The following is a 21,701-nucleotide window of genomic DNA, read 5'->3' on the forward strand; positions in this document are numbered from 1 at the left end:
CGTTCGGTCTTCTCGATCAACCGCGCGGGACGACGATCGTGTTCCCGGCGCCTCACGCCGCGCACTTCGCGCCCGCGGGTGCGGGCGGGGCGGTGACGACGCCGTGCGCGACGTCGACGAGGTAGTCGCGGTCCGGGCCGTCGACCGGTTCCGTGCCGAGCAGCAGGCGCTCGACGACGCAGCCGCCTTCGAAGAAGGCCGGGCCGACGCTGTGGTCGCCCGGCGCCACCCGCCCGTTCAAGTCGCGCCCGGTGACGACGGTGTACATGGAGGTGGGCTTGCCCGCGGCGGCCAGCCCCGCGCGCATCTCGACGCTCGTGGCGTAGGGCACCACGTCGTCGGCGGTGCCATGGACGAGAAACGCGCGCCGCACGTCCATCCGGGCCGCCAGCAGGACGGGTGAGCGTTCGGCGTAGGCGAGCGGGCAAGCGGCGGGCGGGCAGCCGCCCGCGTCGCGCTCGATCTGCGCGGGCAGTGCCGGGTCCACGGCCACCGCACCCAGCCACATCGTGAAATCGTCGGCGGGACCGTAGTTGTCGACCCAGTAGTCGAACATCCCGCGCGGACCGTGCGCCGCCGCGAGACCGCTGGTGATGCCGCCCTGACTCCAGCCCCACAGCACCGTGCGGGTGATCGAGGCGTGGATCTGGCGGTACCACGCGGTCGCGGCGACGACATCGCGCCACCCCGCCCACAGATTCCACTCTCCGGTGCGCCACCGGCTGTCGGCGGAGCGTAGATCCATCGACAGGATCGGAGTCGCGGTGCGCCGCGCGATCGACTCGAGGTAACCGGCGAAATCCGCCGACGACCCGTCGTGCCCGTGCACCGCGATCACGAGCGCCTCCGGGCTCACGTCCCCCTCGGCGCACCGGTAGGGCTCGTACACCCGCCCGGTCGCCTCCTCACCGTCCACGGTCAGCGAGACCGGACGCACCGTCACACCCGTCGCGCAAACCGGCTCCGCCGAGACACGCGGCGCGGCAGCGATTGTCGTCACGAGCACGCCGGCCAGCGCGCAGCAGAGAAGCAGTACCGGATGGGCCCGTCGCATCCTCGGATGATGTCACGCCGTCGGCGGCGTCGCGGCGTCCCGGCGCAGGCGCGTCAGGACGAGCAGTCCGCCCCCGGCGGCGGCGAGACCCACCACCGCGCCGAACACGGCCACCCCGGCGCTCAACCCGTAGGCGTCGGCGAGGAACCCGGCGGTCAGCGGCAGCGCCGCGGCCGGAAGATAGCCGCCGACGTTCTGCGCGGCGTTCGCCTCGGCCAGCCGCCCGCCCGGCACGCTCGCGCCGATCGCCGTCAGGCCCCCGAACTGGCCGAGCCCTTGACCGGCCCCGGCGAGCGCGGCGGCCGTCACGAACAACGCGAGAGAGGTCGTCGCGAGCGACAGCACCAGCGCGATCATGCTCGTCACGGTCGCGACCGCGCCGCCGAGCAGGACGGTGCGCACGCCGAATCGCCGCGCGGCGAACTGAACTCCGGTCGCGGCAAGGAACATCGTGAACGCCACCGCACCCGCGAGCACCCGGTCGGCGGCGCCGAGCAGGTGCGTCAGCACCGACGGTCCCAGCGACAGGACGAACGACGTCGCGGTGATCCCCGGTCCGAACACCGCGATCCCGAGCAGCACGGCGGTCCGCCCCTCCCGCGCGACCGAAGGAATCCGGATCCACGGCCCGCGTCCGCCGGGACCCGCGGGCAACGGCAGCCGGGCGGCCACCGCCAAAGCCGTGGCCAGCACGGCGATCTCGAGCCCGAAGACCGTCACCGTGGGACCGGGCAGCGTTTCGGACAGGAGGCCCGCCAGCAACGGGCCGCTCCCGGCCCCGAGCACCATCGCCGTGGAGGCGGCCAGCGCGGCGACGCGTCTGCGGTCGGGCCCGCCCACGTCCGTGACCGCGGCCATGCCCGCCGAGACGGCCGCGCCGACCGCCACACCGGTGAGCAGCCGCGCCAGTGCCAGCAGTAGGACCGACTGCGCGATCGCGAACAGCACGCAGGCCGCCATCGCCGCCGCCACCGCGGGCAGCAGGACCGGCTTGCGCCCCACCCGGTCCGACACCACGCCCGCGACCAGCAGCGCTCCCAGCAATCCGACGATGTAGCAGGCGAACACCGCGGTCAGCGTCCCGGAGGAGAACCCGATCGTCCGCTGCCACACCACATACAGCGGCGTCGGAGCGTTCGACAGCACGAACACCGCGAACACCGGCCAGGCCGCACGCCACACCGAAGAGTCGCTCGTTCGGCGCACTTCCGCGCGGGGCCGCGTCACCGTCGATCCCATCACCACTCCTTGATTCGAATTTTCTCGTACTGGTACGACAATAACCGAACATCTAACCTAGTACGATAGAAGTCGTACAAAGCACCCAGAGCGAGGAGACGCGATGCCAACGGCCACCGAGGACACCGCCGTGCTGCCCGAGCCGGATCGCGCCGATCTGCGGCTCGACCAGGTCCTCGCCGCATTGAGCGACCCGCTGCGCCTGGCCATGGTCCGCAAGCTCTTGCTGGACTCCCCCGAGGACGACCGGCCCTGCTCCTGGTTCGGCATAGATCGGCCGAAATCCACGCTGACGCACCATTTCCGGGTGTTGCGCGAGGCGGGCGTCACCCGGCAGCGGCGCTACGGACTGGAGCGCCGCAGCCAGGTGCGCGTCGCCGACCTCGAAGCGCGCTTCCCCGGCCTGCTCGACCTGGTCCGCGCCTGGGAACCCGAGGGCTGATTCCGATTTTTTTGGGGGCAGGACCCGGCGTCGCGGCCCTGTTACGGTCCGGGTATTCATTCCGAGTCCGGATGGCACGGGTCCGCGCGTTCGGACGTCTTCTCATGGAGTCCGCCATGACCTTCGCACCCCGCCGTATCCCCGACGCGACCCCGATCAGCACGGCCGAGCACGCCGCGACGTGGCGAGCACAACTGCTGGCCGACCGGAACCGGCTGCGCGGCGGGAGTTTCCGTGACGCCGCCGTCGCCCTGTGCGCGCTGGTCGCCGTGGCCGACGGCGCGACCGCGGCGACCGGCCGGGCCACCGTCGCCGAGCTGGTCACGGCCGATCCGGTCCTGCGCAATTTCCCGGTCGACGACTTGCGCGCCCTGTTCGAGGACAACTGCAATCGGCTGGCGAACGATCCGATCCGCGGCTGCGCACACGTGCTGCGGCAGATCGCCAAAGCGGGCGGCAAGCCGGACGAGGCGGACGCGGTGATCCGCACCGGGATCCTGATCGGCAGCGACGCAGGCGCCTGCGGCCCGGAAGCGACCGAGGCCGTGCGCGACGCCTGCCGGGCGCTGCGCCTGGCCCCGGAGCGCTTCGGCCTCTGAGCTACGGTGCGGACGTTACGATTCGCCTATGCGTTCGATTGATGCCGCGCAGCGGCGCGCTCGGCTGGCGGTGCGGCACCGGTTGGCGATGCCGGAGCACACCGGACAGGTCGCGGAGATCGCCCGCTCGATGGTCGCACTGCACGCGACCGATCCGGCGACCGTGTACCTCTCCGTCGCGGCGCGTGCCGACGGGCTCACACCCTCCGACGTCGAACAGGCGCTCTACGAGGATCGTTCGCTGCTGCGAATGCTGGCCATGCGGCGCACCATGTTCGTCGTGCCGGTGGAATCGGTTCCGATTCTCCAGGCTTCGTGCGCGGACGCCCTGGCGCACAAGCAGCGGCGCACCTACGGCAAGTACCTGACGCAGGCGGGCATCGGGGACGGCGATACGGCCGGTTGGTGGGCCGAGGTCGAAGCCGAGACGCACAAAGCGTTGCTGGCCCGCGGCGCGGCGACCGGCGCGCAGCTGAGCAAGGACGTCCCCCGGTTGCGCACCCAGGTGAACACCGCACCGGACAAGGCGTATTCGAAGCCGACGAACATCACCACCTGGGTACTGGTGACGCTCGGCTGCGAGGGCCGCATCGTGCGCGGCAGGCCGAACGGCGGCTGGACCAGCAGCCAGTACACCTGGGCGCCGATCGAATCGTGGCTGCCGGACGGCGTTCCCGCTCTTCCCACCGCCGAGGCCAGGGCGGAACTGGTTCGTCGCTGGTTGCGCGCCTTCGGTCCCGCGCCGGTATCCGACGTCAAATGGTGGACCGGGTGGACGCTCGGCGAGGTGCGCGCGGCACTGGGCGCCCTGGATCTGGTCGAGGTCGACCTGGACGGCGTGACCGGCGTGCTCCTGGCCGACGACGTGGAACCGGTCGCCGCGCCGGAGCCGTGGGCGGCGCTGCTGCCCGCCCTCGATCCGACCCCGATGGGCTGGCAGGCGCGGGAGTGGTACCTCGGCCCGCACGCACCGCGGGTGTTCGATCGCAACGGCAACATCGGACCTACGGTCTGGTGGGACGGACGCGTCGTCGGCGGCTGGGCGCAGCGCAAGGACGGCGAGATCGTCTACCGCCTGCTCGAAGACGTGGGCGCGGACGCCGAAACGCTGATCGCCGCGCAAGCGCAACGCGTCGCAGACTGGTTCGGCGAAGTCCGCGCCATCCCACGGTTCCGGACACCGCTGGAACGCGAGCTCACCGCCTGAGCGAACGGCAAGTCCGCCGCATTCTTCGCACGCAGCATCGCCGATCTAACGCGCGCGGCGATCCGCCGGGCGCCGACGGTGGGCGATTTCCGCGACGAGCGCGGGCCGAGTCACCTGCACATCGACGTCGCACCGGAGACCAGGAGCACCGGCGCGTGGGCTTCGCCGCCCACGACCCGGAGCCCCTGGTCCCCGGACTGCGCTATCGCGGCGAACGCGTGCACCAGCGCACGATGGGGCGCGACAGCTGACGGAAACACGGCGGCGTTCCGCTCGACGCCCTCCGCTCCTCGATCGATGCCGCCCCCGCACCCGGTCCCGCCACCTACATGTCCAGCCCGAGGTCGAGCACCCGGACCGAGTGGGTGAGCGCGCCGACGGCGAGGTAGTCGACGCCGGTGCGGGCGTAGTCGGCGGCGACGTCCAGGCTCAGGCCGCCGGAGGACTCCAGCTTCGTCTGCGGGGAGGCGGTGTCGCGGCGCTGGACGGCCGCCTGGGTCTGCCAGAGCGGGAAGTTGTCCAGCAGCACGAGTTCCACGTTCTCGGCGAGCACGGCGTCGAGTTGTTCGAGGCTGTCCACCTCGACCTCGCAGGCGATGTCGGGGGCGGCGGCGCGGACCGCGCGCAGCGCCTCGACCACCGAGCCGGCGGCGACCACGTGGTTGTCCTTGATCAGCGCGGCGTCGCCGAGACCCATGCGGTGGTTGACACCGCCGCCCACCCGCACGGCGTACTTCTGCAGCCCGCGCAGCCCGGGCAGCGTCTTGCGGCTGTCGCGGATGCGGCATCGGGTGCCGGCGACGGCGTCCACCCAGGCGGCCGTCGCCGTCGCGATACCGGACAGATGACACACCAGGTTGAGCATGGTGCGCTCGGCGGTGAGCAGCTTGCGCGTCGGCGCGATCACCGTCAGCACGGGCTGTCCCGGCGACACCCGGGTGCCGTCGGCGACGCGATCGGTGATCTCGTACTCGCCCGCGCCGATCACCTCGTCGAGTACCAGCACACCGGCGTCGAGCCCGGCCACGGTCCCCGGTTCGCGCGACACCACCGACGCCTTGATCACCGCGTCCGCGGGCACGGTGGCCACGGTCGTGACGTCCGGGCCGTAGCGCAGGTCCTCGTCCAGCGCGGCGCGGATGAGGCGCAGCACCTCGTCGCGATCCAGGGCGGCATCCAGAGCCATCGAAGTGTTCCTCTCTCGCCGAGCGGGGCGTTGGACAGCTCGTGGCATGTCCGGCTCGGCGCGTGTGGTCAGGGAAGTGGTGCGTACTCGGGCGCGCCGTCGCCGTTCAGCCGGATCGGGAGGCTGTGGCGGAGTTCGTCCATGGCGTCCGGATGATCCGACCGGGTGTGACAGCCGCGGCTCTCGGTGCGGGCGATTGCGGCAAGCAGCAGGGTGCGCGCCGCGAGGGTGAGCGCGGCGTCCTCGATTCCGGCGATCGGGTGTGCGGCGGCGGTGTGCGGGTCACGGCGGACGGCCACGTCGTCGAGCCGCTTGAGCGCTTCGGCGAGGCCTGCGCCGTCGCGGACCACCGAGGCGTGCGTGGTCATCAGGCTCTGCACCACCTCACGGCCGGCGAACTCGGCGGTGCGGGTGGAGATCTCGCTCACCCCGGCCCGCTCACCGAGCCGCTCGGCGGCGGCGGCCCCGGCGCGCTCGCCGACCACCAGTCCCTCCAGCAAGCTGTTGGACGCCAACCGGTTCGCGCCGTGCAAACCGGTGCGCGCGACCTCACCGGCCGCGTACAGGCCGGGAACTCCGGTACGGCCGTGGGTGTCGGTGACGACTCCCCCGCACTGGTAGTGCGCGGCGGGCGCGACCGGGATGAGGTCCGTTCGCGGATCGATGCCCGTCGCCAGGCACGAGGCGGTGATCGTCGGAAATCGTTGCGCGAAACCGTCGATCGAGCGCGCGTCGAGGTAGACGTGCTCGGTGCCGAGCGCTCGCATGCGCGCGGCGATGGCACGGGAGACGACATCGCGGGGAGCCAGGTCGCCGCGCGGATGCACCCCCGCGGTCACCGAATCGCCTTCGGTGTCGACCAGTGTCGCGCCCTCGCCGCGCACCGCTTCGCTGATCAGCGGCCTGCGTCCCAGGCCGCCCGGGGTGTAGAGCACGGTCGGGTGGAACTGCACGAACTCCAGGTCGGCGACGGCGGCGCCGGCCCACAGCCCGAGCGCGATGCCGTCCGCGGTGGCGCCCGGCGGATTGGTGCTCAGCGCGTACAACTGACCGAGGCCGCCGGTGGCCAGCAGCACGGCGGGCGTGTGGACGACGCCGAAGCCCTTGTCCGACACCGCGATCACACCTCGCACGCCGTTCGGCCCGGTGACGATCTCACCGACCGCCGCGCCGAACAGCACCGGCAGGCCGGCCTCGTTCAGCGCCCGCTGCACCTCCGCGCCGGTGGCGTCGCCGCCCGCATGGATGATCCGGCGGGTGCTGTGGCCCCCCTCGCGGGTCCGCGAGATCTGGCCGTCGCGGCCGAGGTCGAACACCGCGCCCAGGTCGGTCAGCGCGGCCACCGCGGCCTGGCCGCCCTCGACGATGGAACGCACGGCGTCCACCTCGCACAATCCGGCGCCCGCCTCCACGGTGTCGTAGACGTGCGATTCGACCGAGTCACCGTGCGGCGCCACGACGGCGATGCCGCCTTGGGCGTACTGGGTGGACGTATCGGTCGGGCCACCCTTACTGAGAGTGAGCACCCGCAGGCCACGCAGCGAGGCGGTCCGCGCCGCGGTCAGTCCCGCGACGCCGCCGCCGATCACGACCAGATCGGCCTCGGCCTCCCAGTCGATCGAAACCCGGGTTGTCATCGGCCCGCGCCTCTCTGTCTCCCGATCCGCGAACGTTCCCCCGCGCGGGCACGGTGGTCAGCACCGTGGCCACCGTGTTCCGCCGGAGAACGACCCACCGCCCTACGGGCAGCGGTCGGACTCATTCACCGCCGCCGGGATTGCCGATCGCGATCATCCGCTGCACCGAATTACGTCCCAGCGCGGCGGTTTCGGGATCGACGTGCACCTCGTCACGGCCTTCGACCAGGCAGCGCAGCAGCGCCGCCGGGGTGATCATCTTCATGTACTTGCACGACGCCCGGTCGTTCACGGCCTGGAAGTCGATGCCGGGGGCGGCCTTGCGCAGCTGGTGCAGCATGCCGACCTCGGTGGCCACCAGCACCTGACTCGACTTCGCCGCCTTGGCCGCGTCGATCATGCCTCCGGTGGACAGGATGTGCACCCGATCGGCCGGGAACGCGCCCTCGCCCGCCAGGTACAGCGCCGAGGTGGCGCATCCGCATTCGGGGTGCACGAACAGTTCCGCGTCCGGATGGGTGCGCGCCTGCTCGGTCAGCTCGTCGCCGTTGATGCCCGCGTGCACGTGGCACTCACCGGCCCAGATGTGCATGTTCGCGCGGCCGGTGACCCGCTTGACGTGCGCGCCGAGGAACTGGTCCGGCAGGAACAGCACCTCGCGGTCCGGGTCGATCGAGGCGACCACGTCCACCGCGTTGGACGAGGTGCAGCAGATGTCGGTGAGCGCCTTCACCTCGGCCGTGGTGTTGACGTAGGACACGACCATCGCGTTCGGGTGCTCGGCCTTCCACGCGCGCAGTTCGTCGGCCGTGATGGAATCGGCGAGCGAACATCCAGCGCGCTGGTCCGGGATGAGCACGGTCTTGGCCGGGCTGAGAATCTTGGCGGTCTCGGCCATGAAGTGCACGCCGCAGAACACGATGGTGTCCTCCGGCGCCTCTGCCGCGATCCGTGACAGCGCCAGCGAATCGCCGACGTGGTCGGCCACGTCCTGGATCTCCGGCAGCTGGTAGTTGTGCGCCAGGATCGTCGCGTTGCGCTCTCGAGCCAATCGCTTGACTTCCTGCGCCCACTCCGGCGTTGCCTCGACACCCGCGAACCCGGAGGGCCCGTCGAACACCTGCCCCATCAGCGGGGGCGCCAGTTTCGCACCCGTCGTCGCCATGGATGGCTCCCTTCCTCGTGCGGTCGGCCGCGCGCCGATTCGCACCAAACCAGGTTTTCGACTTACAATCGAAAACGTGGCCCATAGTAGCACCATCCACGAATCGCTCACCGCGGTGTTCCAGGTTCGCCGCTTCCCCAGCGGCATCGCCGCAGGTCACCGCCCCGTGGACCGCGCGGAGAGCATGTTGCGGCGTTGCCCGCCCGATCAGCGGACCGAACTCGCGGTGTTGCTGTGGGAACGGGCGCTCGACCCACAGAAGGGCACCTGGTCGCTGCCCGGCGGCCGCCTGCGCGACGACGAGGATCTCGACACCTCCGCCCGCCGCCAGCTCGCCGAGAAGGTCGACGTGCGCGAGCTGAGCCATCTGGAACAGCTCTCGGTGTTCAGCGCCCCCGACCGGGTGCCGAGCCCGCGCCGCATCGCCTCGGCCTACCTCGGCCTGGTTCCGCTGACCGCCGACCCCCACCTGCCCTCGGACACCGCCTGGCACCCGGTCTCGGCGCTGCCGGACATGTCCTTCGACCACCGCACGGTGGTCGACCACGCCCGCACCCGCCTGGCGGCGAAACTGTCCTACACCAACATCGCCTTCGCCCTCGCGCCGGACCGGTTCACGATGTCGACCTTGCGTGAAATCTACTGCGCGGCCCTCGGATACGACGTCGACACGACGAACCTCCAACGAGTCCTCTCCCGCCGCGGGGTGATCACCCCCACCGGAGCCACCGCGGCCCCCGGCCGCGCGGGCGGACGCCCCGCCGCGGTCTACCGCTTCACCGACTCGGGCTTGCGCGTCACCGACGAATTCGCGGCACTGCGCCCACCCGGCCCCTCCTGATCAACGGCGCCCGCCGTGACGGGCGCTTTCCACGCTCGCACGCCTTTCGTGAACGACCCTGTCGTACTGCCGGCATATGCGGGAAGAGGCTCGGGTCAATGGTCGGTGGCCGCTTTCCGGTGCTTGTCCTGGCGGCGATACTCCCGCTTACTCCGCACCGGGCGCGCGGCATTGCTGCGGCGCAAGGCATCTCGCCGTCGCCAAGCCGCTAGATCCGCGCGCTCCTTCGCGGCGGGAGGCGTCTCGGCCACCGCTTCCTGTGCTCGATTCATCGCCCGCCTCCTCTCGACATCCGGGCGCCCACCCTATCCGCGCCATCGACCCCGTCTCCATTCATTTTCTCCGCGGAACAGGCCCACCACGGCGACTCCCCGGCACGGCCCGGACACACCGGCCAGGCGGAGGCCTCGCTCGTGATGCCGGCGCCGTCCGTGCGCCGCGGCGCCGGCATCACGGCTTGGGACAGCCGATCGGCCGGAATCGCTGGAGTGACCGCGTCGGCCGCCCCCAAGGCCGGATCCGGCGTGTCACGCGAGGGGACCGGCGAAGGCCGCTTGTGTCGGTTAGCTCACAAACCAGGGCGCTCGGTGTCGCGCGGCGCCGATTCATGGCAGTGTTGATCTCTGAGACCGGGCTATCGAAGTGATTTGCTCGGCTCACCTACAGAAAAGAATGAAGTAAAGCAATGGCTCAAGGCAGTGTGAAGTGGTTTAACAGCGAAAAAGGCTTCGGCTTCATCGCGCAGGACGGCGGCGGCGCCGACGTCTTCGTTCATTACTCCGCCGTGTCCGGCTCGGGATTCAAGTCCCTTGAAGAAGGACAGCGCGTGGAGTTCGAGATCGGCCAAGGACAGAAGGGCCCGCAGGCTCAGGACGTCCGCGCGATCTGATCGACGTGGCTAGGTAAGAGCCCCGCACCTCTCGAGGTGCGGGGCTTTTGCATGTGTACCGGTCAGGCGGTTTTCATCTGTGGGTCGGGGGGCGGGGCTTCGGTCCGCCGGGTCACCCGGGATGCGGCCCAGAAGGCCAGTTCCACCAACCAGAACAGCAGCAGGAAGACCGTCACCACGGTGACGGGTACCGCGAGGAAGATCACCGAGGGAACGGCGACGACGATGAACCGGGCGACGTCGGCCGGGCCTGCGCCACGCAACCCGTGGGCGGCGCGGACGGCCGCCCACATCATCCACCGGCGCGGCAGCGATACGCCGAGTTCGTGCAGGCTCCGGCGGAAGATGCCGTCGGCGTCGGCGACGCTCACCGTGCCCGAACCGAGCAGGTAGTCGTGCAGGATCGCGGCGCGGGTGTAGCTGCCGTAGCGCGGGATCAGCCAGACCAGCGCGCGCGGCACCGAGGCGAAATCGGTGCGGAAACCGGCGGGAACCACGAATTCCTCCGTCGCGCCGCGATAGACGAGGGGTTCGGCCACCCGCCAGAACTTGGCGTCGAGCTCTTCGACGACCGGCCCGCCACCGACAAAGGTCACGTCCTGTTCCTTCCGCGCACGCTTCGTTCCCACACCCACGGTGGGCTCGGAAGCCTTCCATCGCCGCGGCTGCCCGCCGGGCGACGCGTCAGTACCGCGGACGGTATTCGGGTACCGAATACCCTTCCGCGGCAGGCTCGTAGCCACGATAGGGCAGCTCCGCCCCGCTCGCAGCGTCACCGTAGGGCGGGAGGGAGCCGAAGGCTTCCTCCTCGTCGCGGGCGGCGCGGCGTCCGCTGCCGAGATCCTCGGACGTACTGAGCGCGGCGAGGAACAGCATGACGAACGACGCGATCAGCGGCTGCACGATGAACGCGAGCGCACTGCCCAGCTCGATGGGCAACGTGACGATCTGCCCCACCGGCGGGTCGTGCGGGCGCGGATGCAGCCATTCGGCGACCTGCTCCCCCACCTGCGCCATCACCACCGCGCCGACGCCGGACCCGACCAGCAGTCCCAGTTGCAGCAGCGGCCCGCGCGCCGAGCGCCACCGCCACACGGCGAGCGCGCAGAGCAGACCGAGCACCGCGCCCGCGAGCACGAACAACGCCAGGGCGTCGAACTGATGCGCGCTCTCACCGGTCAGCGCGACTCCGCGGCCCGGCTCGACCACCATCAGCCGCTCGGTCGGCGCCAGCAGGCCCCATCCGGCACCGGCCAGCGCGCTCACCACCACCACGGCGACGGCGATCACCGTCGCCGCGCGCGCCTCACCCCGCAACGGCGACGCCACTAGCGGCGTTCCAGTTCGGCCGAGTCGGTGACCCCGTGCCGGGAGCACTTGGCCCACCAGCCGTCCGGGCTCACCTGCACGATCATGCGGCGCCCGCACTGTTCGCAGAAGCGCGGCGGTTCCAGGCCCAGTGCGGCGGCGGCCGGGATCGCGTCGTCGAGACCCGGCACGATTCGCTTGCCGGTGAACGGGTTGTAGCGCTCGTCCATATTCATGACAGTACCCATGCTCGCCTGCCTCATCGTCGCAACCGAGCCGGCTCAGAGTGTTTCGTTGAGCGCCTTGATCGGCATCTTCAGCTCGCCGAGCAGATCCAGGTCCTGCTCGGCCGGGCGACCGAGGGTGGTCAGGTAGTTGCCGACGATGACGGCGTTGATGCCGCCCAGGATGCCCTGCTTGGCGCCGAGATCGCCCAGGGTGATCTCGCGGCCGCCCGCGAAGCGCAGCATGGTGCGCGGCAGCGCCAGCCGGAACGCCGCGACAGCGCGCAGCGCGTCGGACGCGGGCAGCACCTCGAGGTCGCCGAACGGGGTACCCGGGCGCGGGTTGAGGAAGTTCAGCGGCACCTCGTCGGGCTCGAGCTCGGCCAGGTTCGCGGCGAACTCGGCGCGCTGCTCCAGCGTCTCGCCCATGCCCAGGATGCCGCCGCTACAGACCTCCATGCCCGCCGCACGGACCATGCGCAGGGTGTCCCAGCGCTCCTCCCAGCTGTGCGTGGTGACCACGTTCGGGAAGTAGGAGCGGGAGGTCTCCAGGTTGTGGTTGTAGCGGTGCACCCCCATCGCGGCCAGTTGGTCGACCTGCTCCTGGGTGAGCATGCCCAGCGAGCAGGCGACCTGGATGTCGACCTCGTTGCGGATCGCCTCGACGCCCGCGGCCACCTGGGCCATCAGGCGCTCGTCCGGGCCGCGCACGGCGGCCACGATGCAGAATTCGGTGGCGCCGGTCTTCGCGGTCTGCTTGGCGGCCTCGACCAGGCTCGGGATGTCCAGCCACGCGGCGCGCACCGGCGACTGGAACAGCCCCGACTGCGAGCAGAAGTGGCAGTCCTCGGGGCAGCCGCCGGTCTTGAGGCTGATGATGCCCTCGACCTCCACTTCGGGACCGCACCACTTCATGCGCACCTCGTGGGCCAGGGCGAGCAACTCCTCCAGCCGGTCGTCACCCAGACGCAGCACCTCGAGGGTCTGCTCCTGGTTCAGCCCTTCCCCGCGTTCGAGCACCTGCTCGCGGGCGATCGACAGAATGGGCGACGTCCCGACCTGCGTCGGTCCTGGCGCAGCGGTGTCTACGGGTGCCTGGGTCACTGCAACGCATCCCTTCGTTCGGCCGAGGTGGCCGTGCAACTTGAACGGTGTTCAGGCTAGGGTAGCGGTAGGAGTGAGTCAAAGCACGACGGGAAGGGCATCGAGTGCAGCTGCACCGGGCGGACGTGGTCGACGGCGCCATCGCGATTCTGGACCGATACGGCCTGGCCGACCTGACCATGCGCAGGCTGGCCGGTTCCCTCCAGGTCCAACCGGGCGCGTTGTACTGGCACTTCCCCAACAAGCAGGCGCTGCTCGGCGCGGTCGCGGACAAGATCCTCGCGCCCATGGAGGACCCGATCCAGGCCGAGGAGTGGGCCGGGCAGATCACCGAACTGGCCCACCGGATGCGCGACTGCCTGCTGGCCTATCGCGACGGCGCCGAATTGGTCTCGGCGACATACGCTTCCCGGCTCACCACGAGCAAGGGACGAGAACGACTGGTGAGCGCCACGATTCGCGCGGGCATGCCGCGCCAGGAGGCCGAACTCACGGCGTTCACGCTGCTCTACTACGTCCTCGGCGAGACCGTGGACGAGCAGTCGAGGATGCAGATGGACTCGGCGGGCGCCCTGCCCGACGGCACGTCGCCGCTGGAGGAAACCACAGACGCCACAGCCCGTTTCGACTTCGGTCTGCAACTGTTCGTGGCGGGCGTGCGGCACCTGCTCGGCACCCGCGTCCGCTGAGGCGGCTCGCGGGTGCGCGTCCGGCGTCAGCGCAGGTGCGCGTTCAGGAAAGCCAGCGCATCCGGAAGCGAAGCCAGGAACGCGCCGCTGTGGTCTCTGCCAGGGTATTCCGCGACCGTGACCCGTATCCCGGGGTTGGCCTCCTGTAGGCGCCTCCCGTAATCGGCGGTGTCGGTGGGAAGAACATCGACGTCGTCGGTGCCGTAGCCGATCATGAGATCACTGGTGAACCGGTCTTGCGGGTATCCCGCCAACGCGGCGACGTCGTCGGCGAAGGTGGGCGTCGGCCGGTCGGGGTCGACGAACAGCGCCGCCGGGCGGCGGTCCTGCGCGCGTACGACCAGATCGGAAAGGCATTCATGGGCGGCTTCCGCCACGAATTCCTTGCCGAAATCGGAGAGATACGGCATGACGCTGCCGGGTCTCCATTCCTCCAGCGAGGCCAGGAAGTACGCCGCGTAGGCGATCTGGTTCTTCGAGCCGGTGGAGGTCGGCCGGAACATCTCCGGCAGGCTCTTGCTCGGGTCGGTGCGCAGACCGGTGGCTACCACCCCGCTCAACCCCGTGGCGGAACCGCCTTTCTCGGCATTCGAGGCCGCCGCGCTCATCGCGGCGTGCGCCCCTTCCGACTGGCCGATCACCACCCATCTACGCGACAGCGGAAAGGGAGTGTCGCGAATCGCCGCCACCGCGTCCGATATCGACGCTCCCTCGACGTTCGAGTTGTAGTAGCTGAACTGCCCCGCGGTGCCGAGCCCTTGATAGTCGGGAGCCAGCACCGCGTACCCGTCGGCCAGAATCCGGTCGAAGTAGGCGGAATTCCGCGAGGACTGCGGGCGGCGCGACGGCGCGCAGGCATCGCCGATGCCCGCCGTCCCATGTGCCCACACCACCAGCGGCCACCCGCCCTGCGGCGGCAGTCCCGCGGGCAGATACAGCGCACCGGACGCCTGCGCGGGCATTCCGTGCTGATCGGTCGTGGTGTAGACGACCCCGAACGACGCCGCGGCCGCCGCGAACGACCAGGCGGGATCGAGCAGTCCGATGCTGCTCAGCCGTCCGGTTTCCGGACCTTCCGCCGCCGCCGACGGCATCGCGACAGCGGCCGCGACGCAGATGCTCATCGCGGCGGCGGCAAGACCGTTCCGCCGAAGCAACCATGGGGACACGCCGCAGAACCCTACCGACGCAAGCCGGGCAGCGTCCCGATCGACACCCGCCAGTAGTGACGATTCCTCGGACCGGAGGTCCAAGCCCTGCGGCTAACCCGCGGACCGTTGCGGGCGTGTCGGCGGCCCCACCGCGCCGGGGAACCAGCGGTGCATCGTGTACGCGCCCGCCGCGGCGGTGACCGCGAGCGCGATGGCCGCCCCGCCGAGGACGGTGAGGGCGCTGATCGCGCCGACGACCACCGGCCCGGCGAACATGCCGATGTCGTGGGTGAGCCGCCAGGCGCCGAGGAATTCCGCGCGCTGCCCGTCGGGTGCGACGTCGGCGCCGACGGTCATGATCAGCCCGTTGCTCATTCCGTTGCCGAGCCCGAGCAGTACGGCGGCGCAGCCGAGACCCAGGACCGAGGAGGTGAACGGCAGCGCGCCGAAGCCGAGGGCGAACAGGATCATCGACGGCACGCCGGTCGCGCGCCTGCCGTAGCGATCCAGCCACACACCCGCCGGATAGGACATCACCACGTCCACCGCGCCCGCGACGCCGAACACCAAGCTGGTCGCCGACGCGCTCAAACCGATATGCGCCGCCCACAGCGGCAGCAGCGCCAGCCGGGCGGCTCGTGCCGCACCGACCAGCAACGCCGCGAGGCCCAGTGTGCCGAGGGTTCTGCGATGCTCGACCACGACCGCTCCCAGCGAATGCCGCGCCCCCGCCCCGCCCGCTGCCTCGGGTGATCGGATCGCCGCCATGGCCGCGCCCGAGATCACCGTGGTCACCAGCTGCAACCACAGCCCGCCGTTCGGGCCGAGCGAGTGCACCACGGCCGCACCGAGGAACGGCCCGCAGAAGAAGCCCAGCCGCATGGAACCGGCGAGTGTCGACATCGCACGCCCGAGGTCGCCCGCGGGCACCACGGCCACGAGGTAGGTCTGACGCGCCAGACCCCACACCGCGCTCGCCGCGCCGGCCAGCAGCATCCCCAGCGCGAGCACCCCGACGTTCGGCGCGATGATCGCCGTGAAAACCCCGACCGCCCCGAGCACCGATCCCACCGCCAACGCGCCGCGTTCCCCGATCCGGGCGACCACCCGTCCCGCGGGCAGGTCGGTGAGCACCATGCCCAATCCGGACAGCGCGACGATGACCCCCGCCAGTCCGGCCGACGCGCCCAGGTCCAGCGCGCGCAGCGCGTACATCGGCGCCGCCGCGCCGGACCCGACGCCGTACACCACCATCGGCACGAACACGGTCCAGGTCAACGATCGCAACCGCACCGGCCCCGCGACCTCGCCGACCAGGACGGACCGCTCGCTCATCGCCGTGGCCCCGATCGGCGGGAACCACGCCGCAGCTGCGAGGCCCCGCGCCGATCGGTCGTATGCCGCTCGCAACCGAGCCTCGAAACAAGCCCGCACCGGGTGCGTGCCGCTGATCCGACACCTTCGGCGAAGTCGACGCCGTCGGCTCGGAGCGTTGCCGCACGTCCACCGGGCGCCCCGTGCAGAGCCACGACACGACGCACCGATAGATCAGCGGGACAATCCTTTTCGTCCGCGCCGATCACCGCGTCAGCGCGGGCTGGCGGGCGAAGCGGCTGTCGGGACGGGGCAAGCCGAAGTGGTCACGCAAGGTGGTGCCGGTGTACTCGGTGCGGAACAGCCCGCGCTCCTGGAGGATCGGCACGACCGTTTCGGCGAAGACTTCCAATCCGCCCGGGTAGTACGGCGGCATCACATTGAAGCCGTCGGCGGCGCCGTTGCGGAACCATTCCTCGATGGTGTCGGCGACCTGTTCGGGGGTTCCGGCGAACACCCGGTGACCGCGCGCACCGGCGAGGCGGTGCAGCAGACCGCGCACGGTCGGGCGTTCGCGCTGCACGATGCCCGCGACGACCTGCAACCGGCTCTGGCCGTTGTCGGTCACATCGCCCGCCGCGTCGAACAAGTCGACCGGGATCGGCTCGTCCAGCGGCAGGTGCCGCAGGCTGATCCCGACGATGCCCTCCAGCTGCGCCAACCCGTATTCCGGCACGGTGAGCTCGTTGAACTCCCGTTCCAATCGCTTGGCCGCGGCCTCGGTATCGGCGATGAACGGGCTGATCCCGGGCAGGACCTTGACGTGCTCGGGATTGCGCCCGAAACCGCGGGCCCGTTCCTTGATGTCGGCGTAGAACGCCTGCGCGTCGCCGAGCCGCTGATGCGCGGTGAAGATCGCCTCGGCGTACTTGCCCGCGAACGCCCGGCCGTCGTTCGACGCGCCCGCCTGCACCAGCACCGGGTAGCCCTGCGGGGTGCGCGGCGCGTTGAACGGCCCGCGCACCCGCAGGTATTCGCCCTCGAAGTCGATCTGATGGATCTTGTCCGGATCGGCGTACACGCCGGAAGCCCGGTCGTCGACGATGGCGTCGTCCTCCCAGCTGTCCCACAGCGCGACCACCGCGTCCACGAATTCCCGCGCCCGCGCGTACCGTTCGGCGTGGTCGGGATGCTTGTCCAGGCCGAAGTTCGCCGCGGCGAGATCGGTTCCGGTGGTGACGATGTTCCAGCCCGCGCGGCCGCCGGAGATGTGATCCAGCGTGGAGAACAGCCTGGCCAGGTTGTAGGGCTCGTAGTACGTGGTCGAGGCGGTGGCGATGAGGCCCAGATGCGTCGTGGCCGTGGCGATCGCGGTGAGCAGGGTGATCGGCTCCAGGCCGGAGGCCGCGTTGTGCCGAACGTTGGTGCGCAGCGCGGGACCGTCGGCGAAGAACACCGCGTCCAGCTTCGCCGCTTCGGCGGTGCGGCCGATCTCTTGGTAGTAGGCGACGTCGTAGATCCGCTCGGGGCTGCTCCACGGATGGCGCCAGGCGGCCTCGTGGTGGCCGGAGGGGTAGATGAAGGCGTTGAGGCTGAGTTGGCGCGGTGCGGTCGTCATGAGGCTTTCTTCTCGTCGGTAGGTGTGTTCGCGACGTCGACGCCCAGGCTGGCCAGCAGCAAGGATCGGTGTCGCAGGAACGCGGGATCGCCGTGGCGGCGTGGACGTTCCAGGTCGATGCGCTGGTCCACCGCGATGCGCCCGTCGTCGAGCACCAGGACGCGGTCGGCGAGCAGCACCGCCTCGTCCACGTCATGGGTGACCAGCAGGACGGCGGGCCGGTGCTTCGCGCACAGGTCTTGCAGCAGCGCGTGCATCTTGATCCGGGTGAGCGCGTCCAGCGCGCCGAACGGCTCGTCCGCCAGCAGGAGTTCGGGTTCGCGCACCAGCGAACGCGCCAGGGCCACGCGCTGTTGCTCGCCGCCGGACAGCTCCTTGGGCCAGGCTCTCTCCCGGCCGGCGAGCCCGACTTCGGCCAGCGCCGCACGACCACGACCGGCCGCGTCCGAACCACCGAGACCGAGGGTCACGTTGTCCAGCACGCGCGTCCAGGGCAGCAACCGGGAGTCCTGGAACACCACGGAACGCTCGGTGGGCACGCTCAGCTCGCCGGATCCGGGCACGTCGTAGTCCAATTCGGCCAGCGCACGCAGCAAGGTGCTCTTGCCCGACCCGCTGCGGCCGAGCAGTGCGACGAACTCGCCGCGGGCGATGTCGATATCGAGGTCGCGCAGCACCACACGGTCGCCGAAGCCACGGCGCAGCCGCCGGGCGCGCACGACGTTCAGTCCCCGAGTGTCTGCCGCCATGACAGCGCCTTCCTTTCCGCCGCGCGCACCAGGATGTCGCCGAACAGGCCGAGCAGGCCGTAGATCACCAGGCCGACGACGATGATGTCGATCTGGCCGTAGGTGCGGGCCTGGGTCATCAGATAGCCGATGCCGCTGGTGGCGTTGACCTGTTCCACCACGACCAGCGCCAGCCACGAGATGGTGACGGCCAGCCGCAGGCCGGTGAAGAAGCCGGGCAGCGATCCGGGCAGCGCGATCCGCCGGACGAATCCCCACCGCGACAGCCCCACCGTCTGGGCGAGCTCCACGTACCTGGCGTCGACGCTGCGCAGGTGCGCGTGGGTGTTCAGGTAGATCGGGATCGCCACGCTGGTGGTGATCACCACCAGCTTCATCTCCTCGCCGATGCCGAACCACACGATGAACAGGGGGATCAGCGCCAGGGTGGGAATGGCGCGCTTGATCTGGATCGGCCCGTCCACCAACGCTTCACCGACGCGGCTCAGCCCGGCCAGCAGCGCCAGCACCAGGCCGATCGCCACGCCGAGCCCGAGCCCGATCGCGGCGCGCTGCACGGAGGTCAGCAGATTGCTCTGTAGCCGGCCGTCGGCGATCAGGTCACCGGCGGTCTCGGCGACCGTCCACGGTGCGGGCAGGGTTTCCGGATCCAACGTGCCCGTCGCGGAACCGGTCACCCACGCGGCGACCAGGAGCACGGGTCCTATCGCGATACCGAACGGGATCGGGCGGCCCGGCCCGAGGCGCGGCCGGGCCGGTTTGCGTTTCGCCAGTACCGGCTGCGCGGAGCGGCCGAGGCCGATGCGGCGCAGCACCGCGGCGTCCAGGGTGGCCATCAGCGCGCCGTCGGTTCGAACGACGCGCCGCTCTCGCTGACCGCCTGGGTGATCGCGGCGTCGAAGCGCAGGTCGAAACCGTCGGCCGCCCGCACCTTCTTGGGCAGTTCGCCCGCCTTGGCGATGGCGTCGATGGTGGACTGCTGACGGTCGACGAGCTGCTGGTCCAGATGCGGGAAGACATAGGTGCCCAGTGAGTCCACGATGCGCTTGGCGTCGTCGGTGCTCACCTTCTGGTTCTCCACGTAGTACCGGCGCGCCCACTCCTCCGGGTGGGTGTTGGCCCACTGGTAGGCCCGGACGAACGCACCGACCAACGCGCGGGTGGCGGCCGCCTTCGCCGGGTCCCGCACGACGGCGCGGCGGGCATACAGGTAGGCGAGGCCGCCGTAGATGCCCGCGGTCTCGGAGTCGGGGACCAGCGCGGCGCCCGGTGTGCGCAGGAACCGGGTGACGTTCGGCTCGATCAGCGGCGCGACATCCACCTGGCCGGTGCGCACCGCATCGGGGAACTCGGCCAGTTGCAGCCGGATCAGCTGCACGTCGGAGGTGGTGAGCCCGGCCTTGTCGATGGCGCGCAGCACGGCGGCCTGCTGGGCCGTGCCCTCGGCGTAGGCGATCTTCTTGCCCTTCAGATCGGTGAGCTTCGGCACCGACTTGCCCGGCGCCACCGCGAGTTTCAAGGCGGTGGTGCTGGTCTGGTAGGACGCGACGATCGGCACGTCCTGCCCCGCCACCAGTGCGTGGATCGGCGGGACGTCGCCGACCTGCGCGACGTCGGCGGCGCCCGCGCGGAACGCCTCCAGGATGGCGGGGCCACCGACGAAGTTGGCGAACTCCACCTTGAACGGGAGCTTGTCGAGTTCGCCGGAGATGCGCAGCACGGACTGCAGGCGCTCGGACTGGTCGGCGACCACGAGGGCGGTCCCGGCGGGAACCTCGGTGGGCAGTGGTCCGTCGGCGGTGGGACCGACCGGCTCGTCGTCCTTCGCGCAGCCGGTGAGTCCGAGTGTCGCAACGGTTGCCACGGCGAGCAATGCGGCGGTCGTGCGGCCGCGGCGGCCGGACCGGAACGTACTTGGTCGGAACATAGGCGAATTACAGCAAGGGTAAACCGGCCGGGATACGGTTTGTCTCAGCCTGGTTCGAACCCCTCAGCGCGGCGGCGCGGCCACCATCGTCGACCGGACCTGCTGCTGGTAGCGCTGCAGGAACGGCAGGATCTGCTGCTCGATCACCGTGTTGTATTCCCGTGGGCGCTGCATCGGGTTGGCGTGCCCGGTGTTTCGCGCGAGTACCACCAGCAGCGTGCCGTCCACGCCGCCGGATTGCTCGATCAGCGCCCGGTGGGAGTACTCGACGTCGACCACGCGGTCGGCGCTCGCGTCGCGCGGCCGGATGAAGACGATGGCGGGTCGCGGCTTGTCCGCCACGGGCTGGGCCAGAGTGCGCAAGTCGTCGGTCGCGCCACCGGCCACGATCGCGGTGAACTGGGATTCGATCAGACCGTTGCTCGCGGCGTCGCGTGAGACGATCTTGTCCCGCGTCACTTCCGCCAGCACCTCACCGAGCTTGCCGAACTCGAGCCCGAACGGCCCGTCGCCGCGGTGGAGGAAACGGTCCCGGCGGGCATAGGTCTCCACGGCCAGCCGCAGGGCGCGGCTTTCCCGGGCGCCGGGCAACCAGCCCATCCAGCGCAGCATGTCCTCCCCGCGACCGCGGCTCTCCGGACGGACGGCGTTCAAGTCCACCGGTGTGCAGTCCAGGATGACCCCGGCCAGCCTGCGGTCGCTGTCGCGGTGGATGTGCTCGGCGACCTCGAGCGCGATCACGCCACCCATGCTGTGGCCGACGAGCACGACGTTGCGCAGGCCGGACAGTTCGGCGGCGCGCACGATGAGGTCGGCGATCACCTTGGTGTCGAGGCCCTGGTTGTCGTAGCGGATCGCCCACACCATGCCCATCCGGCGCAGCGCGGGCAGCGCGGCGGCGGTGTCGGTGGCATCGAGCCCGCCGAGCCCGACCAGGTCCACCACGACGGTGTCCCAGTTCTGCGAGTCCACCGGCGGGGCGACGGGCAGGATGGCGGGCTCGGTGCGCGCCAGTCGCGCTTGTTCCGGCGCGACGTCGTACTTCCAGTACTGCGCGAACACCACGAGTCCGGCCAGCAACAGTGCGGTCACCCGAAGCAGCGTCACCTTGGTACGGCGCAACGTCTTCCACCCGTGCCCCAGGCTCGTGTCCCGCAGCCGAGCTCGGCGTCGCGCGTCGTCCCAGTCGGAGACGGTGGACGGGTGCCGGGCGTCCATCGGCGACATCCATCCCACTGTAGGCACGGGTGCGGAGGGCCGCCACGCACCCGCTACCGCTCAGCGTGCCACCTCGGGCATGGCCGCGAGTTTGCCCGACGAGACGCACCGAAGGGGTCTTCGTCTTCGGGCGCGCCGGC

Annotated in this window: 23 protein-coding genes; 6 read left to right on the forward strand and 17 right to left on the reverse strand. The window is 70.7% G+C overall.

Annotation, left to right across the window (positions count from 1 at the left end; all coding sequences use genetic code 11):
* Window positions 1-52: 52 nt before the first annotated feature.
* Complete coding sequence (locus ABZ420_RS12560; RefSeq protein ID WP_357120898.1) at window positions 53-1,054, reverse strand: prolyl oligopeptidase family serine peptidase; 1,002 nt, start codon at window positions 1,052-1,054, stop codon at window positions 53-55.
* Between the two features lie 12 nt (window positions 1,055-1,066).
* Entirely contained in the window at window positions 1,067-2,293 is a 1,227-nt protein-coding gene (locus ABZ420_RS12565; protein WP_357120901.1) for an MFS transporter, read from the reverse strand.
* Window positions 2,294-2,396: 103 nt separating this feature from the next.
* Here ABZ420_RS12565 and ABZ420_RS12570 point away from each other — a divergent pair, with 103 nt between their 5' ends.
* The 3 genes from ABZ420_RS12570 (at window position 2,397) to ABZ420_RS12580 (ending at window position 4,541) form a co-directional block, all read left to right on the forward strand.
* A complete protein-coding gene (locus tag ABZ420_RS12570; protein WP_357120904.1) occupies window positions 2,397-2,735 on the forward strand; it encodes an ArsR family transcriptional regulator in 339 nt (112 codons plus the stop codon).
* Window positions 2,736-2,851: 116 nt separating this feature from the next.
* Window positions 2,852-3,334, forward strand: coding sequence for a TerB family tellurite resistance protein (locus tag ABZ420_RS12575; protein WP_357120907.1), 483 nt, complete (start codon window positions 2,852-2,854; stop codon window positions 3,332-3,334).
* 28 nt (window positions 3,335-3,362) lie between these two features.
* Window positions 3,363-4,541 (forward strand): winged helix DNA-binding domain-containing protein, encoded by a 1,179-nt coding sequence (locus tag ABZ420_RS12580; protein WP_357120910.1) that lies wholly within the window; start codon window positions 3,363-3,365, stop codon window positions 4,539-4,541.
* Window positions 4,542-4,866: 325 nt separating this feature from the next.
* Here the strand turns inward: ABZ420_RS12580 and nadC are convergent, their stop codons facing one another.
* From nadC to nadA, 3 genes are all read right to left on the reverse strand, one after another.
* Window positions 4,867-5,727, reverse strand: coding sequence for a carboxylating nicotinate-nucleotide diphosphorylase (gene nadC / locus ABZ420_RS12585; RefSeq protein WP_357120913.1), 861 nt, complete (start codon window positions 5,725-5,727; stop codon window positions 4,867-4,869).
* Between the two features lie 68 nt (window positions 5,728-5,795).
* On the reverse strand, window positions 5,796-7,364 hold the full coding sequence (locus ABZ420_RS12590; protein ID WP_357120916.1) for an L-aspartate oxidase: 1,569 nt from the start codon (window positions 7,362-7,364) through the stop codon (window positions 5,796-5,798).
* 121 nt (window positions 7,365-7,485) lie between these two features.
* Window positions 7,486-8,529, reverse strand: a complete 1,044-nt coding sequence (nadA, locus tag ABZ420_RS12595) for a quinolinate synthase NadA (protein ID WP_062970919.1) — start codon at window positions 8,527-8,529, stop codon at window positions 7,486-7,488.
* 76 nt (window positions 8,530-8,605) lie between these two features.
* On the opposite strand from nadA, the gene ABZ420_RS12600 reads away from it, so the two are divergent.
* A complete protein-coding gene (locus tag ABZ420_RS12600) occupies window positions 8,606-9,370 on the forward strand; it encodes an NUDIX domain-containing protein (RefSeq protein WP_357041599.1) in 765 nt (254 codons plus the stop codon).
* 95 nt (window positions 9,371-9,465) lie between these two features.
* Here the strand turns inward: ABZ420_RS12600 and ABZ420_RS12605 are convergent, their stop codons facing one another.
* Window positions 9,466-9,642 (reverse strand): hypothetical protein, encoded by a 177-nt coding sequence (locus ABZ420_RS12605; RefSeq protein WP_357120919.1) that lies wholly within the window; start codon window positions 9,640-9,642, stop codon window positions 9,466-9,468.
* Window positions 9,643-10,055: 413 nt separating this feature from the next.
* Here ABZ420_RS12605 and ABZ420_RS12610 point away from each other — a divergent pair, with 413 nt between their 5' ends.
* On the forward strand, window positions 10,056-10,259 hold the full coding sequence (locus ABZ420_RS12610; RefSeq protein WP_040741190.1) for a cold-shock protein: 204 nt from the start codon (window positions 10,056-10,058) through the stop codon (window positions 10,257-10,259).
* A gap of 62 nt (window positions 10,260-10,321) precedes the next feature.
* Here the strand turns inward: ABZ420_RS12610 and ABZ420_RS12615 are convergent, their stop codons facing one another.
* The 4 genes from ABZ420_RS12615 to bioB all read right to left on the reverse strand — a co-directional run bounded on the left by ABZ420_RS12615 (window position 10,322) and on the right by bioB (window position 12,835).
* Window positions 10,322-10,855 (reverse strand): DUF1353 domain-containing protein, encoded by a 534-nt coding sequence (locus ABZ420_RS12615; RefSeq protein ID WP_357120923.1) that lies wholly within the window; start codon window positions 10,853-10,855, stop codon window positions 10,322-10,324.
* Window positions 10,856-10,943: 88 nt separating this feature from the next.
* A complete protein-coding gene (locus ABZ420_RS12620; RefSeq protein ID WP_357120926.1) occupies window positions 10,944-11,588 on the reverse strand; it encodes a DUF2567 domain-containing protein in 645 nt (214 codons plus the stop codon).
* Window positions 11,588-11,815, reverse strand: a complete 228-nt coding sequence (locus ABZ420_RS12625) for a hypothetical protein (RefSeq protein ID WP_062970925.1) — start codon at window positions 11,813-11,815, stop codon at window positions 11,588-11,590. Before ABZ420_RS12625 ends, ABZ420_RS12620 begins: the two co-directional genes overlap by 1 nt.
* A gap of 33 nt (window positions 11,816-11,848) precedes the next feature.
* Window positions 11,849-12,835, reverse strand: coding sequence for a biotin synthase BioB (bioB, locus tag ABZ420_RS12630; protein ID WP_040866012.1), 987 nt, complete (start codon window positions 12,833-12,835; stop codon window positions 11,849-11,851).
* Between the two features lie 164 nt (window positions 12,836-12,999).
* Between bioB and ABZ420_RS12635 the strand changes: the two genes are divergently transcribed.
* Window positions 13,000-13,584 carry a TetR/AcrR family transcriptional regulator C-terminal domain-containing protein gene (locus tag ABZ420_RS12635; RefSeq protein WP_357120929.1) on the forward strand — a complete coding sequence of 195 codons (585 nt, stop codon included), beginning with the start codon at window positions 13,000-13,002 and terminating at the stop codon, window positions 13,582-13,584.
* A gap of 26 nt (window positions 13,585-13,610) precedes the next feature.
* Here ABZ420_RS12635 and ABZ420_RS12640 read toward each other — a convergent pair whose 3' ends face one another.
* The 7 genes from ABZ420_RS12640 to ABZ420_RS12670 form a co-directional block, all read right to left on the reverse strand.
* Complete coding sequence (locus tag ABZ420_RS12640) at window positions 13,611-14,753, reverse strand: hypothetical protein (RefSeq protein ID WP_357120932.1); 1,143 nt, start codon at window positions 14,751-14,753, stop codon at window positions 13,611-13,613.
* Window positions 14,754-14,846: 93 nt separating this feature from the next.
* The gene (locus ABZ420_RS12645; RefSeq protein ID WP_357120935.1) at window positions 14,847-16,070 is read right to left on the reverse strand and encodes an MFS transporter; all 1,224 of its coding nucleotides are present in this window, start codon (window positions 16,068-16,070) and stop codon (window positions 14,847-14,849) included.
* Window positions 16,071-16,314: 244 nt separating this feature from the next.
* The gene (locus tag ABZ420_RS12650; RefSeq protein ID WP_357120938.1) at window positions 16,315-17,667 is read right to left on the reverse strand and encodes an LLM class flavin-dependent oxidoreductase; all 1,353 of its coding nucleotides are present in this window, start codon (window positions 17,665-17,667) and stop codon (window positions 16,315-16,317) included.
* Entirely contained in the window at window positions 17,664-18,416 is a 753-nt protein-coding gene (locus tag ABZ420_RS12655; protein ID WP_357120941.1) for an ABC transporter ATP-binding protein, read from the reverse strand. Before ABZ420_RS12655 ends, ABZ420_RS12650 begins: the two co-directional genes overlap by 4 nt.
* Window positions 18,392-19,252 (reverse strand): ABC transporter permease, encoded by an 861-nt coding sequence (locus ABZ420_RS12660; protein ID WP_357120944.1) that lies wholly within the window; start codon window positions 19,250-19,252, stop codon window positions 18,392-18,394. Before ABZ420_RS12660 ends, ABZ420_RS12655 begins: the two co-directional genes overlap by 25 nt.
* A complete protein-coding gene (locus ABZ420_RS12665) occupies window positions 19,252-20,343 on the reverse strand; it encodes an ABC transporter substrate-binding protein (protein WP_357120947.1) in 1,092 nt (363 codons plus the stop codon). The genes ABZ420_RS12660 and ABZ420_RS12665 overlap by 1 nt, the downstream gene beginning before the upstream one ends.
* A 63-nt stretch (window positions 20,344-20,406) precedes the next feature.
* A complete protein-coding gene (locus ABZ420_RS12670) occupies window positions 20,407-21,570 on the reverse strand; it encodes an alpha/beta hydrolase (RefSeq protein ID WP_357120950.1) in 1,164 nt (387 codons plus the stop codon).
* Window positions 21,571-21,701 lie beyond the last annotated feature (131 nt).

The sequence above is a fragment of the Nocardia sp. NPDC005745 genome, from assembly GCF_040630775.1.
GTDB lineage: Bacteria > Actinomycetota > Actinomycetes > Mycobacteriales > Mycobacteriaceae > Nocardia.